Annotated in this window: 14 protein-coding genes; 6 read left to right on the forward strand and 8 right to left on the reverse strand. The window is 66.8% G+C overall.

What is annotated here, in order from left to right; translation table 11 throughout:
* Positions 1-147: 147 nt before the first annotated feature.
* Positions 148-1,092: a glutathione synthase gene (gshB, locus tag RM543_RS07135; RefSeq protein WP_311690202.1), complete on the forward strand. Its 945-nt coding sequence runs from the start codon at positions 148-150 to the stop codon at positions 1,090-1,092.
* On the opposite strand, the gene RM543_RS07140 is transcribed toward gshB, so the two are convergent.
* The gene (locus tag RM543_RS07140) at positions 1,038-2,612 is read right to left on the reverse strand and encodes a YifB family Mg chelatase-like AAA ATPase (protein WP_311690203.1); all 1,575 of its coding nucleotides are present in this window, start codon (positions 2,610-2,612) and stop codon (positions 1,038-1,040) included. The two genes, gshB and RM543_RS07140, sit on opposite strands and share 55 nt — an antisense overlap.
* 582 nt (positions 2,613-3,194) lie before the next feature.
* On the opposite strand from RM543_RS07140, the gene RM543_RS07145 reads away from it, so the two are divergent.
* The 5 genes from RM543_RS07145 to RM543_RS07165 all read left to right on the forward strand — a co-directional run bounded on the left by RM543_RS07145 (position 3,195) and on the right by RM543_RS07165 (position 7,853).
* On the forward strand, positions 3,195-4,073 hold the full coding sequence (locus RM543_RS07145; RefSeq protein ID WP_311690204.1) for an RNA polymerase factor sigma-32: 879 nt from the start codon (positions 3,195-3,197) through the stop codon (positions 4,071-4,073).
* Positions 4,074-4,323: 250 nt separating this feature from the next.
* Positions 4,324-5,223, forward strand: a complete 900-nt coding sequence (locus RM543_RS07150; RefSeq protein ID WP_311691334.1) for a siderophore ABC transporter substrate-binding protein — start codon at positions 4,324-4,326, stop codon at positions 5,221-5,223.
* Positions 5,220-6,173 carry an ABC transporter permease gene (locus RM543_RS07155; protein ID WP_432280440.1) on the forward strand — a complete coding sequence of 318 codons (954 nt, stop codon included), beginning with the start codon at positions 5,220-5,222 and terminating at the stop codon, positions 6,171-6,173. Before RM543_RS07150 ends, RM543_RS07155 begins: the two co-directional genes overlap by 4 nt.
* Complete coding sequence (locus tag RM543_RS07160) at positions 6,163-7,104, forward strand: iron chelate uptake ABC transporter family permease subunit (protein ID WP_311690205.1); 942 nt, start codon at positions 6,163-6,165, stop codon at positions 7,102-7,104. The genes RM543_RS07155 and RM543_RS07160 overlap by 11 nt, the downstream gene beginning before the upstream one ends.
* On the forward strand, positions 7,101-7,853 hold the full coding sequence (locus RM543_RS07165) for an iron ABC transporter ATP-binding protein (protein ID WP_311690206.1): 753 nt from the start codon (positions 7,101-7,103) through the stop codon (positions 7,851-7,853). The genes RM543_RS07160 and RM543_RS07165 overlap by 4 nt, the downstream gene beginning before the upstream one ends.
* Positions 7,854-7,906: 53 nt before the next feature.
* On the opposite strand, the gene RM543_RS07170 is transcribed toward RM543_RS07165, so the two are convergent.
* The 7 genes from RM543_RS07170 to RM543_RS07200 form a co-directional block, all read right to left on the reverse strand.
* Complete coding sequence (locus RM543_RS07170) at positions 7,907-8,824, reverse strand: LysR family transcriptional regulator (RefSeq protein ID WP_311690207.1); 918 nt, start codon at positions 8,822-8,824, stop codon at positions 7,907-7,909.
* Positions 8,825-8,839: 15 nt separating this feature from the next.
* Positions 8,840-10,273, reverse strand: coding sequence for an aminobutyraldehyde dehydrogenase (locus RM543_RS07175; protein WP_311690208.1), 1,434 nt, complete (start codon positions 10,271-10,273; stop codon positions 8,840-8,842).
* A 1-nt stretch (position 10,274) separates the two neighbouring features.
* Positions 10,275-11,345 (reverse strand): ABC transporter ATP-binding protein, encoded by a 1,071-nt coding sequence (locus RM543_RS07180; protein ID WP_311690209.1) that lies wholly within the window; start codon positions 11,343-11,345, stop codon positions 10,275-10,277.
* Positions 11,346-11,351: 6 nt separating this feature from the next.
* A complete protein-coding gene (locus RM543_RS07185) occupies positions 11,352-12,155 on the reverse strand; it encodes an ABC transporter permease (RefSeq protein WP_311690210.1) in 804 nt (267 codons plus the stop codon).
* Entirely contained in the window at positions 12,155-12,973 is an 819-nt protein-coding gene (locus tag RM543_RS07190; protein WP_311690211.1) for an ABC transporter permease, read from the reverse strand. The genes RM543_RS07185 and RM543_RS07190 overlap by 1 nt, the downstream gene beginning before the upstream one ends.
* Positions 12,974-13,055: 82 nt before the next feature.
* Positions 13,056-14,090, reverse strand: coding sequence for an ABC transporter substrate-binding protein (locus RM543_RS07195; RefSeq protein WP_311690212.1), 1,035 nt, complete (start codon positions 14,088-14,090; stop codon positions 13,056-13,058).
* A gap of 65 nt (positions 14,091-14,155) precedes the next feature.
* Positions 14,156-14,632: a DUF3830 family protein gene (locus RM543_RS07200; protein WP_116083166.1), complete on the reverse strand. Its 477-nt coding sequence runs from the start codon at positions 14,630-14,632 to the stop codon at positions 14,156-14,158.
* Positions 14,633-14,868 lie beyond the last annotated feature (236 nt).

A 14,868-nucleotide genomic window follows, 5' to 3' on the forward strand; every position in this document is an offset into this window, starting at 1 on the left:
CCAGCCCCGTGCGGCAGCGGTCACGCGGGCAGTCCCCGCCGGGCCGGAGGCCGGCGCCATCCGCAGGGGCCCGTCGCCACGTCTGCCCGTGTTGCGCCTGACCGCGGCATCGGCCATCAAGAGGCGCGCCAGTCAGGAGAAGTCACGATGTCGCTCAGGATCGCCTTTCAGATGGACCCGATCGAGCGGGTCGACATCGATGCCGACAGCACCTTTCGTCTCGCCGAAGAAGCGCAGGCGCGCGGGCACGAGATCTGGGTCCACGCTCCAGAGCGACTGAGTTTCGTCGAGGGGAAGGCCGTCGCCCGGGCGCGCCGCGTGACCCTGCGCCGCGAGCGGGGAAACCATGTGACCGTGGAAGAGGAAAAGACACTCGACCTCGCGACGATGGACGTCGTCTGGCTGCGGCAGGATCCGCCGTTCGACATGTTCTACATCACCACGACGCATCTGCTCGAAGCCGCTGGGACGGTGGTCCTGAACGACCCCTTCTGGGTGAGGAACTCGCCCGAGAAGCTGCTGGTCCTGAAGTTTCCCGACCTCATTCCGCCGACGGTGATCTCCCGCGACCTGGACGTTCTGCGGGCCTTCAAGGAAGAGCATGGGGACATGATCCTCAAGCCGCTCTACGGCAACGGCGGCGCAGGCGTGTTCCGGCTGGGGCAGGAGGATCGCAACCTGTCGTCCCTCCACGAACTCTTCGCCAGCTTCAGCCGCGAGCCGTTGATCGCGCAGAAGTACCTGCCCGCGGTAACGAAGGGCGACAAGCGCGTCATCCTGATCGACGGTGAGGCCGCTGGCGCGATCAACCGTGTTCCGGCCGAGGGCGAGACACGCTCGAACATGCATGTGGGCGGCCGTGCCGAGAAATCAGAACTGACGAACCGGGATCGCGAGATCTGCGCCGCCATCGGTCCCACGCTGAAAGAGCGCGGCCAGCTTTTCGTCGGGATCGACGTGATCGGCGACTATCTTACCGAGATCAACGTCACGTCGCCGACCGGCCTTCAGGAAATGGAACGGTTCGACGGGGTGAACTATACCGCCCGGATCTGGGAGGCCGCCGAGGCCGCGGTTGCCGCGCGCGACTGAGCAGGGGCGTCCATCCCGCCGATCGCGAGACGAAAGCCCACCGCTTCGGCAATGTGGATCCGGGTGACGCCGTCCGCCCCGTCGAGATCGGCGATGGTTCTCGCCACCCGCAGCACCCGGTGGTAGCCGCGCGCCGAGAGGCCGAAACGCCCTGCGATCTGCGCCAGGAGCGAGCGCCCCGCCTCGTCGGGCGTCGCGATGCTGCCCAGCAGTTCCCCGTCCGCATCGGCATTGACCCGCACGCGGCCCATTCCGGCAAAGCGCGCACTCTGGATGGATCGCGCCGCGCTCACGCGCGCGGCGACCTCCGCCGAGCCTTCCGCGGGCGCCGGCAGGTCGAGATCGGCGTAGGCCACTGGCGGCACCTCCACGCGCAGATCGAAGCGGTCCATCAAGGGGCCGGAGATCCGGCCCATGTAATCCTCGCCGCAGGCCGGAGCCTTGGAGCAGGCCCTGCCCGGGTCGCAGAGATAGCCGCAGCGGCAGGGATTGGCGGCGGCGACCAGCATGAAACCGCACGGGTAGCGCACATGCGCGTTGGCCCTGGCGACCACGACTTCGCCGGTCTCGACGGGCTGTCGCAAGGTTTCGAGAACGGCGCGGGAGAATTCGGGCAGCTCGTCCAGAAACAGGACGCCGTTATGGGCGAGGCTGATCTCCCCCGGCTTCGCGCCGCGCCCGCCGCCGACGATGGCGGCCATGGAGGCGGTGTGGTGCGGCTCGCGAAAGGGCCGGGCGCGGGAGAGGCCGCCCTTGTCGAGAAGCCCGGCGAGGGAGTGGATCATCGAGGTCTCTAACGCCTCGGCCGGGCTCAGCGGAGGCAGGATGGAGCCGATGCGGGCGGCCAGCATGGACTTGCCCGAGCCGGGCGTGCCGACCATCAGGAGATGATGACGCCCGGCGGCCGCAATCTCGAGGGCGCGCTTGGCCCGTTCCTGACCCTTCACGTCCCGCAGATCCTTCGCGCCCGGATCGCCCGTCACTTCGCCGGGGGTGGCGGGCCGCAAGACCGTTTGCGCGGTCAGGTGCCGCACGGTCTCACCGAGGGACGCCGGGGCAATGACCTCGGCCGCGGCGACCCATGCCGCCTCGGCGCCGCAATCCTTCGGGCAGATCAGCCGACGTTCCGCTTCCGCGGCGGCGATGGCCGCTGGCAGGGCGCCGCGGACGGCGACGAGTGTTCCGGCGAGGGACAGCTCACCGAGTGAGGTCGTCCGCTCTACCTCGTCGACCGGCAGGATCTCCATCGCGGCGAGGACGGCGAGGGCGATCGGCAGATCGAAATGGGAGCCTTCCTTCGGTATGTCGGCGGGGGAGAGGTTGAGCGTGATCTTCTTCGGCGGAAGGGCGATGGCGAGGTCGGACAATGCCGCGCGGACCCGCTCGCGCGCTTCGGAGACCGCCTTGTCGGGCAGACCGACGATCGTGAACGCCGGAATCCCTGGTGAGATGGCGCACTGCACCTCGACTTCCCGCGCCTCGATTCCCTCGAAGGCCACCGTGTAGGTGCGCGCCACCATTGTCCCGTCACTCCGCCATGCACCGTCGGAGGTAATCGGATCGTGGTTAAGAAGTGGTTACGCGCTCGGAGGGGCCGGTCCTTGACGGGATACTCCCGGCCGTCCTTCTCCAGCGTTTCCCCCCTCGACGAGCTCGGCATCGCGCCCCCTGGCGGTCGCGGGCGCAGGACGCTTCCGCCATGGAAAACAGGGGCGCCGGGAGGCCCCGCCTGTCCCGAAAGAATTCTGTTGAGATCGGGACAGGGCGCGCTAAATCGATCTCTGCGGTAAAAGTGTGGAACCAACTTTGGTCACGCGCCGTTCGTCTCCTGAAAACATGGGAGACCGAAATGTTCTCAATGCTGTCTTATAGCCGGGTCGACACTCGGCGGGCGTATCGCCCGGCAGCCGAACGGTCACTCTCCCCATTCTCTCGAATGAACAACATCGCGCAGCCGGTTCAGCGGCTTCGTTCTGCGCGTCATGTATCGGCATTTCAAACTGCGATCCGCAAGGCCACCGGTTTCCGGGCGGTGGGTCTTGCCGGGTGCACCAACGGTCAAGAATGGCCCGCTTAGACGGGCGAAGACAGGGGTATTGAAGATGGCTTTGGACGGTTCCTACGATCATTCACTTTCCCGGCGCGCCATGCAGGCCGAGCTTCTGGACGCCGAGACCGAACTTGCCCTTGCCTATGCGTGGCGCGACAATCGCGATGAGCAAGCACTGCACAGGCTCATTACAGCCTATATGCGCCTCGCGATCTCGATGGCGGCGAAGTTCAAGCGCTACGGCGCACCGATGAACGACCTTATCCAGGAAGCGAGCCTCGGCCTCATGAAGGCGGCCGACAAGTTCGACCCCGATCGCGGTGTCCGCTTCTCGACCTACGCGGTGTGGTGGATCAAGGCGTCGATCCAGGACCACGTGATGCGCAACTGGTCCATGGTCAGGACCGGGTCGACCTCCAGCCAGAAGTCACTCTTCTTCAACATGCGCCGGGTTCAGGCGCGTCTCGAGCGTGAGGCCGCGGCCTCCGGCGAGAAGCTCGACGGCCATCAGCTTCGCCAGATGATCGCGACCGAGGTGGGCGTTCCGCTCCATGACGTCGAGATGATGGAAGGCCGCCTGTCTGGGTCCGACTACTCGCTGAACGCGACCCAATCGTCGGCTGACGAGGGGCGGGAGTGGATCGAGACGCTGGAGGATGGCGGCGATCAGGCCTCCGAATCCGTCGCCCGCGACAAGGATATCGACACGCTCCGCGGCTGGCTGGTCTCCGCCCTCGGCGATCTGAACGAGCGCGAGCGGTTCATCGTTCGTGAGCGGAAACTGCGGGATGCGCCGCGCACGCTCGAAAGCCTCGGCGACGAGCTGGGCCTGTCGAAGGAGCGCGTGCGCCAGCTCGAGGCGGCGGCCTTCGGCAAGATGCGCAAGACGCTGGAAGGACAGTCCCGCGAGGTTCACGACTTCTTCGCCTGATCCCGTAACTATCTGATCTCAGGCAGGCCGCCCCGGTTGGGGCGGCCTTTTTCGTCTGGAGGGTTCCAGCGCTATCGGCGGCGGGCGCTGGTCTTTCCCCGAGCGCATGTGCCGGGGCTGCGCCGCTTTCCGACTAAAACTCTAAACTTTATGTCTGGACCCCCGGCCGCTCATCTCATATCGCGATGACCGGACAAGATCGGACGCGCGCTTCGCGGGCGTCCTTCATCAAAATCGAGGAGTCCGAATGATGTTTCGCACCGCCCTTGGCGCCGCCTTGACAGGCGCCGTTCTCGCTTCTCCCGTCCTCGCCGAAGAGGTCAGCGTCGAGACCGCTCGCGGGCCCGTTTCCGTGGAATCCTCCCCGGAGAGCGTACTGGTCTATGACATGACCGCTCTCGACACGATGGATGCGCTGGGCGTCGAGGGCATCACGACGATCGAGAACGTGCTTCTGGACTACGCGAACGATTATCCGGGCATTCCCGGCACCCTCTTCGAGCCGGATTTCGAGGCGGTCAACGCACTTCAGCCCGATCTTATCATCGCCGGTGGCCGGTCCGCTGCGCAGGTGGACGATCTTTCCCGCTTCGCGCCGACCCTCGACATGACGGTCCCCGGCGAAAACGGCCTCGAGGTCGCGCTGTCCCGGATCGACGCCTACGGCACGCTCTTCGACCGCGAAGACGAGGCCGCGGCGCTCTCCGCCGAGATCGAGAGCAAGATCGAGGAGGTCCGCGCCGCTGGCGAGGGCAAGGGGACGGGGCTCGTCGTCCTGACCAACGGGCCGAAGGTCTCCGCCTACGGCGCCGGTTCCCGGTTCGGCTGGATTCACGAGGTGAGCGGTCTTCCCGAGGCTGTCGAGGGACTGGACACCGGCACCCACGGCGAGGCGGTCTCCTTCGAGTACATCCGCGAGGCGAACCCCGACTGGCTTCTCGTGATCGACCGGGTCGCGGCCATCGGCGCCGAGGGTGACAGCGCCCGCGCAACGCTCGACAACCCGCTCGTGCGCGAGACCACCGCGTGGCAGAACGACCAGGTCATCTACCTGAACGCCGCCGACATCTACCTTTCGGGCGGCGGCGCGACCTCGCTGAGCAACACGCTCGACATCCTGGCTGACGCGTTCGGGTCCACAGGCTCGTGACCCTGGCGCGGGCCGCATATCCCGCCCTGGCACTGCTGGCTCTTCTGAGCCTCGGCACCGGGGCGAGCGGCATCGGCCCGCTCCAGCTCCTGACGGATCCCGAGGGGCTCTGGCTCCTCGCCGTCTCCCGCCTGCCGCGAACGGTCGCGGCGCTCCTTGCCGGCGCCGGCCTCGCCGTGGCGGGCGTCATCATGCAGATGCTGGCGCGCAACCGGTTCGTCGAGCCGGCGACGGCCGGGACGGGGGAGGCGGCCGGCCTCGGCCTCGTCGCCGTGACGCTTCTCGCCCCCGCCTCCGCGATCTGGCTCAAGATGCTGGCGGCCACGGCGACGGCGCTCGCCGGGACGGCCGGCTTCCTCGCGATGGTCCGCCGTCTGCCGCCGCGCGAGCCGCTTCTCGTACCGCTCACCGGCATCGTCTATGGCGGCATTCTCGGCGCGGCGACGACGTTTCTCGCCTACGAGCGCGATCTGCTGCAGTACATCGGCATCTGGATGAACGGCGAGTTCTCGGGCGTCATGATCGGGCGCTACGAGTATCTCTGGATCTCCGGCGGCCTGACCGTGCTCGCCTATCTCTTCGCCGACCGCTTCACGATCGCCGGGATGGGGCGGGACATGAGCGTCAATCTCGGCCTCTCCTACGGGCAGGTCATGGCTTTCGGATTGTTCATCGTCTCCGTGATCACCGCGCTGACGGTGGTGACGGTCGGCATGATCCCCTTTGTCGGCCTCGTCGTCCCCAACATCGTGAGCCGGATCCGGGGCGACAACCTGCGCCACTCGCTGCCGATCGTCGCCCTCTCGGGTGCGGCGCTCGTCCTGGCCTGCGACGTCCTCGCCCGCGTCATCCGCTATCCCTACGAGATTCCGGTGGGGACGGTCCTCGGCATCGTCGGCGGGGCGATCTTCCTGTGGCTGCTTCACAGCCGGGGCTCCCGTGGCCACTAGACTCCTCCTGCCGGCCCTGCTTGCCTACCTCGTCGCGGCTGCCCTCTTCCTCACATGGGGCGCGCGGGGCGATTGGGGGTTCGTGCTGGCCTTCCGGGGCGAGAAGCTGGCCGCGCTCACGCTTGTCGCGGCGGCCGTGGCGATCTCAACCATCGTGTTCCAGACCATCACGGCGAACCGGATCCTGACGCCCTCGATCATGGGCTTCGATGCGCTGTACCTTCTGATCCAGACCGGCCTCGTCTTCGCGCTGAGCGGCGTCGGCGCGGTATCCCTCGATCCGCTGGTAAAGTTCGGCGCGGAGACGGCGCTGATGCTGGCTGCGGCGCTGGCGCTTTTCTCCATCGTGCTCCGCGGGGCAGGGGACCTCAATCGCATGGTGCTGACGGGGATCATCATCGGCGTGGTGTTCCGCAGCGTGACGGGGCTCATGAACCGGATGATGGACCCGTCCGAGTTCACCATGATCCAGTCCGCCACCTTTGCCCGCTTCAACGCGGTGGACACGCGGCTTCTGTGGATCGCCGCCCTCGTCACGCTCGCCGCCGCTGCCGCGCTCATGGCCCGCGCGCGGGAACTGGATGTGCTGTCGCTCGGCCGGGACGCGGCGATCAATCTCGGGGTCGACCACGACCGTGCCGCGAAGCGGCTCCTTCTGCTCGTCTCGCTCCTCGTCTCCGTCTCCACCGCGCTCGTGGGGCCGGTGGTGTTCTTCGGTCTGCTCGTCTCCGCGCTCACCCACCGGATCGCGGGCACATTCCGTCACGATGTCCTCCTGCCGCTGTCGGCCCTCCTGGCCGCGGTGATCCTGGTGGCGAGCCAGACCCTCTTCGAACGCGTCCTCGGCCTTCAGACCTCCGTTTCCGTCGTCATCGAGGCTCTGGGCGGGATCGTCTTCATCTATCTGATCCTCAAGAGGCCCGTACGATGATCCAGATCGAGAGCCTGACCGCCTCCCTCGGCGATGCGCCGATCCTGAACGGCATCGATGCCGTCCTGCCGAGGGGCGCGCTCACCGCTCTCGTCGGGCCGAACGGGGCGGGCAAGTCGACCCTGCTCTCCGTGCTCGGACGGCTGACACCGATGACCGGCGGATCGGTGCGGCTGGACGGTGCTGATCTCGCCCAGATCCCGTCGCGGGATCTGGCCCGGCGGCTCTCCGTCCTGCGGCAGGATACCGTGATCGCCACGCGCCTGACCGTGGAGGACCTCGCTGGCTTCGGCCGCTATCCCCATTCGCAGGGGCGGCTGACGCCCGAGGACAGGGACATCGTGCGGCGATGCCTTGCCCTCGTCGACCTCGAACCGCTCGCTGGACGTCACCTCGACACGCTCTCCGGCGGGCAGCGACAGCGCGCGCTCATCGCCATGGCGCTGGCGCAGCAGACCGAGGTGCTGCTGCTCGACGAGCCGCTGAACAATCTCGATCTCGCCCATGCGCGCCGGGTGATGAACGTTGCTGCCGAAGAGGCCCGCGCCGGCAAGACCGTCGTCGTGGTTCTGCACGACCTGACCATCGCCGCGCGCTTCGCCGACCATGTCGTCGCGATGAAGGACGGACGCATCCACGATGCCGGGCCGCCGCCGGAGGTCATGTCCGCCGCGTCGCTCGGCGCGCTCTACGAGTGCAAGGTCGAGGTCCACGAGATCGGCGGTCATCGCGTGGTCATGCCGATCTGACGGCGGACCGCCTGCACGACGCGCCCGGTCGCCCTTTTCAGCCGGGGACGGTCTCAGTCGACCCAGGCGAGGTCCGGACGGACGGAGGCGCAGTAGGTTCCCGCCGCCTTCCGCGCTTCACGGACGACTTCGCGGATGAGATCGCTTCGCGTCGCGGTCTGGAAGCTGGCGAGAATGGGCATCGCCGGAAAGCGTTTCGCGACAGCCAGCGGATAGAGGGCGCCCGAATGCAACTCCCGGTCGATGGTGACGGCGGGAACGGCGCCGACGCCGAACCCGTCCATCATCATCGAGATGATCGCGTAGAGCGAATTGCAGCTTGTCAGTTTCGAGGCCAGCGCCCGTTCGTCGTGGAAGTACGGCGCGATCATCTCGTAGGGCGGAGAGCCTTCCGGGAAGGAGATGATCGGCAACCTCGCCAGATCGCTCACCGTGTAGGTCCGGTCGGGGTCGATCAGTCGCGCGGAGCCCGCCCATGTCATCTGGAAGACGCAGGCGCTGTAGCTGCGATAGCTCTCCCCGAGGACCGGACGCAGGCAGAAGATCAGGTCGAACTCGCCCCTCTCCATCCCCGACGTGAGGGCCTTCGTCGTGTCCACCGTCAGTTCCACCGGCAGATCGGGGAACCGCATGTGAAGCGCGTCGACCAGCGCCCGCATCCAGGTGGAGGACACCGAGTCGATGGCGCCGATGCGAATGGGCTCCGAAAGGGCGGGACCGCCGGACAGCGTCTCCCGCAAATCGTCGACATCACCGAGGATCTTCTCGAAGCGGCGCAGGGTTTCCTGCCCCCCGGCGGTCAGCGCGAAGCGTCCCTCGCCCCGCTCCACGAGGCGGTGGCCGAGATCCCGCTCGAGCCCGGCCAGCCGCGCGGAGATCGCGGGCTGGGTGGTGTTCATCTCCGTCGCGGTGCGCCCGAAATGGCGGTTGCGCGCAAGGACGACGAAGCTGCGCATGTCGATCAGTCGCATGGAGCGGCGGTCCGATCAGCCTGCAAGAAGCACGTGGCGCGCTTGTGTGTAGTCGAGGAGGGACTGCATCGACAGATCCGAACCGTACCCGGAATTCTTCATGCCGCCATGGGGCATCTCCGTGGCGAAGACGCCGTGCGTGTTGATCCATGTGACGCCGTACTCAAGCCGGTCGGCGATCTGCATCGCCGCCGCGCCGTTTTGCGACCAGACGGAGGAGGCGAGCCCGTATTCGGAGGCGTTGGCCCAGCGGAGTGCCTCGTCCGGTTCCGAGAACGGGGTGACGGTCACGACGGGGCCGAACACCTCCTTCTGGACGATTTCGGCATCGATCGGCGCGCGTACCAGCGTCGGCTCGAAGAAATAGCCGTTGCCGTCCGGGGCGTGGCCGCCGACGACGATCTCGGCGCCGCCCTCGCGGGCGCGGGAGACGAAGCCGTCGATCCGGTCGCGCTGAGCGGCGGAGATCACGGGGCCGAACTCGACGCCCTCGTCGTTCGGTGCGCCCCACGTGATGTCCTTCACCATCGCCTCGAGCTTGGCGGTCAGCTCGTCCGCGATGGCGGCATCGGCGAGGACGCGGCAGGCCGCCGTGCAATCCTGACCGGCATTGTAGAAGGACGCTTCCCTCAGCGTGGAGGCGACCGCGTCCAGATCGGCGTCCTTCATGACGATCACCGGGGCCTTGCCGCCGAGCTCCAGATGCGTGCGCTTGATGACGTTCGCGGCGGCGGAGCGCAGGACGGCGCGGCCGGTCCGGACGTCCCCGGTCAGGGAGATCATCCGCACGAGGTCATGCTCGATCAGCTTGCGGCCAACCGCCTCGCCGCCGCCGCAGAGGATGTTCACCACGCCCTTGGGCAGGACGTCGCTGAGGATCCGGCCGAGGGCGAGAAGGCTGAGCGGTGTGTTCTCGGACGGCTTGATGACCACGGTGTTGCCCGCCGCAAGGGCAGGGGCGAGCTTCCAGGCGGCCATCAGTAGCGGGTAGTTCCAGGGCGCGATGGAGGCGACGACGCCGATCGGATCGCGCCGCAGCATGGAGGTCATTCCGGGGGCGCGGTAGCCGTTCGCGGCGACGCCGGGGATGTTTCGCGCGGCTGTGGCGAAGTAGCGGAACACATCCGTCACGTTCGGGATCTCGCCGCCGGCGACGAACCGCGCGACCTTGCCGGCATTCAGCGATTCGAGTGCTGCGAGACCCTCGGCTTCCGCGTCGATCCGGTCCGCGATGGTCCAGAGCAGGCGCGAGCGCTCCTTCGGCGTCGTGCGGCGCCAGTCCTGGAAGGCGCGGTGGGCGGCCTGGACGGCGTGGTCGATCTGGTCGGGCGCGGCGGAGCCGACATCGGCGATCACCTCGCCCCTCGAAGGATCGCGCGCGGGCTCCGGCGCGGCACTTCCGTCCACGTAGTCACCGTCGATCAGCAGTCGGGTCTCGAAGTCGCTCATGTCAGGTGTCCTTGGAGGTCTTTTCGGTCTCAGGGGGGAGAATGCGGATACGGTCCGCGTCGAACACGAGGCCGACCTTCGAGCCCACCTCATGCGTCGGCGTCGTACCGGTCAGGACGCGGAGATCCTGCCCGGCGAGGCGAAGTATATAGCGGCTCCGCGCGCCGAGATAGACGCGTGTCGCGACCTCCGCAGTCAAATTCGCGTCGCCTTCCCCGGACAGGGTGATGTCCTCCTGTCGCAGCGCCAGGGTGCAGGCCCCTTCGGCGGTGTCCGCGGGCAGCGCGACGGTCTGCCCGTCCTCGAGTTCGGCGATGGCTGTCCCGCCGACGCGGCGGACGGTCGCCGGCAAGAGGTTCGAGGCGCCGAGGAAGGATGAGGCGAAAGGCGTGGCAGGGCTGGAATAGATCTCATCCGGCGCGCCTTCCTGTTCCACCTTTCCCTTGTTCAGAAGAACGATGCGATCCGACAGCGACAGCGCCTCCTCCTGATCATGGGTGACGAAGATCGTCGTCAGACCGAGCCGGCGGTGGATCTCGATCAGTTCGACCTGCATGTCTTCGCGGAGCCGCGCGTCGAGGTTCGACAAGGGCTCGTCGAGCAGCAGGACCTTGGGCTTGGAGACGATGGCGCGCGCGAGCGCGATCCGCTGCTGCTGACCGCCCGAGAGCTGCGAGATCTTGCGCTCCGCGAGATGCCCCAGCTGAACCGTCTCCAGCGCGTCGGCGACCCTCTCACGCTGCTCCGCCTTCGTTCCAATCCTGCGCATCCGCAGGGGAAAGCGAACGTTCTCGGCGACGCTCAGGTGCGGCAGGAGAGCGTAGGACTGGAACATCATCGCGATATCCCGCTTCTCGGGCGGCAGTCCGGTCACGTCCTGCCCGCCAAGCTCCACACGCCCCTCCGTCGCGCCCTCGAGCCCGGCGACGATCCTCAGAAGCGTGGTCTTGCCGCAGCCCGAGGCGCCCAGAAGGCTGATGAACTCGCCGGAGGCGATGTCCAGCGAGATGCCGTGCAGCACCTCGACGGAGCCGAAGGATTTCTTGATCTGGTGTAGTCTGACGTCTGCCATATCGGATCAGGAACTCGCGAATCTCTGCACGCCGAGCATGCGGTCGATGATGAGGATGAGGCCGACCGTCAGGGCGATCATGATCGTTGAGACGGCGGCCACGGAGGGGTCGGGACTGAATTCGAGCTGGCCGTAGATCTGCACCGGAAGGGTGGTGAGGCCCGGCTTGCGCAGGAACAGCGAGACGACCGCCTCGTCGAACGAGATGTTGAAGGCGAAGAAGGCGCCGGCGGCGAGGCCCGGAAGGCATTGCGGCACCACGACAAGCCAGAGCCGCTGGACGCGGCCCGCCCCCATCGTCTGTGCTGCTTCCTCCAGAAAGGGATCGCTCTCCGACAGCACCGCCAGCGTCGTGCGCACGACGTAGGGGATGGTGATCACGGTGTGGCCGATCCAGATCGTGACGATGGTGACGGGGCCGAAGATCGCGCTCCACAGCATCAGCATCCCGATGGCATAGATGATCGTCGGCAGAACGAGGGGCGAGAGGAAGAACGTCGCGAGGGCGCCGGAGCCGGGCAGGACGCGGCGGTTGATCGCGATGGCCGCCGCACCGCCGCAGAGCGTGGAGGTCAGAGTCACGAGAAGCGCCACCCGGAAGGAGATCCACGCCGCGCCGAGATATGAATCCGACGACAGGACCTCCTTGTACCACCGCAGGGACAGCCCGTCCGGCGGGAAGGAGATGAACTGGCTCTCGGACACCGATACCCCGATCACGACGACGAGCGGCGCGAGGAGGAACAGGCCGGTGGCGAGGACGAAGATCCATGCGGCGATGCGAACGGGCCGGGAGATTGCGCCGACCATCAGCGTGTCCCCCCGCCGAGACGTGCATAGGGCACGAGAATGAGAAGGACCCCAACGAAGAGGATCACGGCCTGCGCCGCGGCGAAGGGCCAGTCGAGCGTCTGCGTCACCGAGCGGTAGATCGAGGCGGCGAGGACCTGGATCCGGGAGCCGCCGAGAAGGTTCGGGGTGACGAAGGAACTGGCCGACAGGGTGAAGCACAGGAGCGACCCCGCCACGATGCCGGGGAGCGCGAGCGGCAGGACCACGGTCCGCAGTGTCGCGCCGAAGCCGCATCCCATCGTCCGCGCGGCTTCCTCGAGGCGGGTGTCGATCCGCGAGACGACGCCGAGGATGGAGAGGGTCATGAAGGGCAAGAGAACCTGGACCATGCCGATGACGATCGCGCTCTCCGTCTGCATGATGGAGAAATTGCGCCCCGCGAGGCCGAGGGAGCGCAGGATGTCGGGGACGAGGCCGGAGCGGCCCAGGAGCACCATCCAGCCGAACGTGCGCACGACGACGGAGGTCATCAGCGGCAGGATCACGAGGACGATCAGCCACAGGCGCATCCGCGGCCCGACTCGCGCCATGATGTAGGCGAGCGGAAAGCCGATCAGGGCGCAGATCGCCGTGATCAGGAGCGAGAGCCGCACCGTTCGCCACAGCACACCGAGGTAGTAGGGATCGCCGAGAAAACGGGTGAAGTTCGCAAACGTCAGACCCTCCTCCCCCTGCACCGACAGAAGCAGCATCTGGGCGATGGGCACGAAGAAGGCCACGGCGAGCAACAGCAGGCCGGGCAGGGCGAGGATCAGGTTCTCCGCACGGTCGCTCAAGATATCTCTCCGGGAGGGGACGGCAGCCAGGGGATGCGCCGGGCCCGGACGGGGGCCCGGCGCGATATATGCCGGCGGCGAGTTATCGCGCGATGGTGCGGTTCCACTGGTCGACCCAGTCGGAGCGGTTTTCCTCGATCTTGATCGGATCGAAGCGGATCAGCCCTTCGACGGCTTCTGCGCCCAGGACGACATCGGCGGCGACGTCATCGGCCAGCTCGACCGTGCTGTTGGTCGGGGAGTAGCGCAGCGCTTCGGCGAAGCACGCCTGCGCCTCGGCGGAGATCGTCCGGTCGATGAACTGCGTCGCCAGCTCCTGGTTGTCCCGTCCGGCCACGAGGTTCGCCGTGATGAAGCTCGCGGGCGTGCCTTCCTCGCCCTGCACGAAACGCGCGGGCAGGCCGGCGCTGGACAGGGTGTAGGCGTAGTCGGACGCGTAGGGCGCGATCCAGGCGTCGTTCTGCGCGAACTCCTGCTGGATCTCCGGCGAGGTCGAGACGACGAAGGCGCCGTTCTCGAGCAGCTGCGACACCGCGTCGAGGCCGGGCTGGATATCGTCGAGCGAGCCGCCCTGAACCTGGTTCAGCATCAGGAAGCCGAGCATCCCGTAGCCGTTCGAGATATCCGTGAGGACGATGTGGTCGGCATAGGTGCCGTCCATCAGGTCGGCCCAGGCGGTGGGCGTCTCGGGGGCGGTCTCCTCGTTGTAGACGAGGCCGATGGCCGCGATGGAGTAGGCCGGGCCTTCTCCGCCTTCGAGGTTGGTCCTGGCGAAGTCGTAGAGATTGCCGGCATTCTCGAGCGCGGCGGGGTCGATCGGAGACAGAAGCCCCTCCTCGGCGCCGACGATTTCCTGGCCGCCCGAGAAGTGGATGACGTCGAATTGCGGGGCGCTGGCCTGGGCGCGGAGCTGCGCGAAGGCGTCGGCCGAATAGGCGGTGACGATCTGCACCGTGGCGCCGGTGGCCTCCTCGAAGGGCGTGATCACGCATTCGCGGTGCGCTTCTTCATAGGCGCCGCCGAAGGAGTTGATCGTCAGCGTCTGCCCCTGGGCGAAGGCGCCGCCGGCGCTGACCGCGAGGCCCGCCAGGGCAAGGGTGGAAGTCATGGTCTTCATGTCGCGTCTCCCTGAAAGAGAATGGTGAACGAAGCGGCGGGCCGCGCTCACGCGGCCCTGCCGTATCACTTCAGCCGGCCGATCTCGACGGTCTTGATGCCGTCCTTGCGGATCGCCTTGCACTGCTCGGCAACGGCGTCGAGCCCCTCGGTCATGCGACCGAAGTAGGAGCAGGAGATCCAGCCGGTGGGCCCGAACGTGCGGCCGCCATGGGCGTAGAACATGCCGATCTCCCAGAACTCGTCGGGGTCGATCTTGAAGAAGTTCTTCGGCTGATAGAACCACAACATGTCGCCGGCTTCGGGCTGAATCGTCTGGTTCTCGGGCGGCAGGGCGCGGGGATCGAAGGTCCGCGCCTCCTCCGGCAGGCCCATCATGATCTCGGGGCCGGAGAAGATCGCGTGGCTGGCCGGCACGGTGATGGGCGATTCGAGAGCCCCCCACAGCGCGGCGCAGGTTTCCGGAGCCGTCTCCCAATAAAGAGTGATGATGCCGCTGACATCGGTGTCGGTGAAGGTGAGGTAGAGCTGCCTGTCTGCCATGAATGCCGCCTGGTTTGAATAATAGCTGCCATGTTCGCGTCTGATCACGGTGCTGTCCAATGGGAAACGCGCATGAAATTGATAAATGAAAGTTATCGAACGTAGCGGCACGCAATCAACTTTGCGAAACAGCACGAAACAACCTAAGAGGGAGCAATCTCTAGTTGCAAAATGAAAAAGCTAAAATACCCTGAGGGAGGTGGTGCGTTAGCTAGGTGTACGTAGATGTCGACCGG

This window comes from Tropicimonas omnivorans, assembly GCF_031846565.1.
In the GTDB taxonomy this organism is placed as follows: domain Bacteria; phylum Pseudomonadota; class Alphaproteobacteria; order Rhodobacterales; family Rhodobacteraceae; genus Tropicimonas_B; species Tropicimonas_B omnivorans.

Excerpts from the sequence above, each read along its gene's own strand:
- gshB (WP_311690202.1), top strand. The coding sequence starts at position 148 with ATGTCGCTCAGGATCGCCTTTCAGATGGACCCGATCGAGCGGGTCGAC.
- RM543_RS07140 (WP_311690203.1), bottom strand. The coding sequence starts at position 2,612 with ATGGTGGCGCGCACCTACACGGTGGCCTTCGAGGGAATCGAGGCGCGG.
- RM543_RS07145 (WP_311690204.1), top strand. The coding sequence starts at position 3,195 with ATGGCTTTGGACGGTTCCTACGATCATTCACTTTCCCGGCGCGCCATG.
- RM543_RS07150 (WP_311691334.1), top strand. The coding sequence starts at position 4,324 with ATGTTTCGCACCGCCCTTGGCGCCGCCTTGACAGGCGCCGTTCTCGCT.
- RM543_RS07165 (WP_311690206.1), top strand. The coding sequence starts at position 7,101 with ATGATCCAGATCGAGAGCCTGACCGCCTCCCTCGGCGATGCGCCGATC.
- RM543_RS07170 (WP_311690207.1), bottom strand. The coding sequence starts at position 8,824 with ATGCGACTGATCGACATGCGCAGCTTCGTCGTCCTTGCGCGCAACCGC.
- RM543_RS07175 (WP_311690208.1), bottom strand. The coding sequence starts at position 10,273 with ATGAGCGACTTCGAGACCCGACTGCTGATCGACGGTGACTACGTGGAC.
- RM543_RS07180 (WP_311690209.1), bottom strand. The coding sequence starts at position 11,345 with ATGGCAGACGTCAGACTACACCAGATCAAGAAATCCTTCGGCTCCGTC.
- RM543_RS07185 (WP_311690210.1), bottom strand. The coding sequence starts at position 12,155 with ATGGTCGGCGCAATCTCCCGGCCCGTTCGCATCGCCGCATGGATCTTC.
- RM543_RS07195 (WP_311690212.1), bottom strand. The coding sequence starts at position 14,090 with ATGAAGACCATGACTTCCACCCTTGCCCTGGCGGGCCTCGCGGTCAGC.
- RM543_RS07200 (WP_116083166.1), bottom strand. The coding sequence starts at position 14,632 with ATGGCAGACAGGCAGCTCTACCTCACCTTCACCGACACCGATGTCAGC.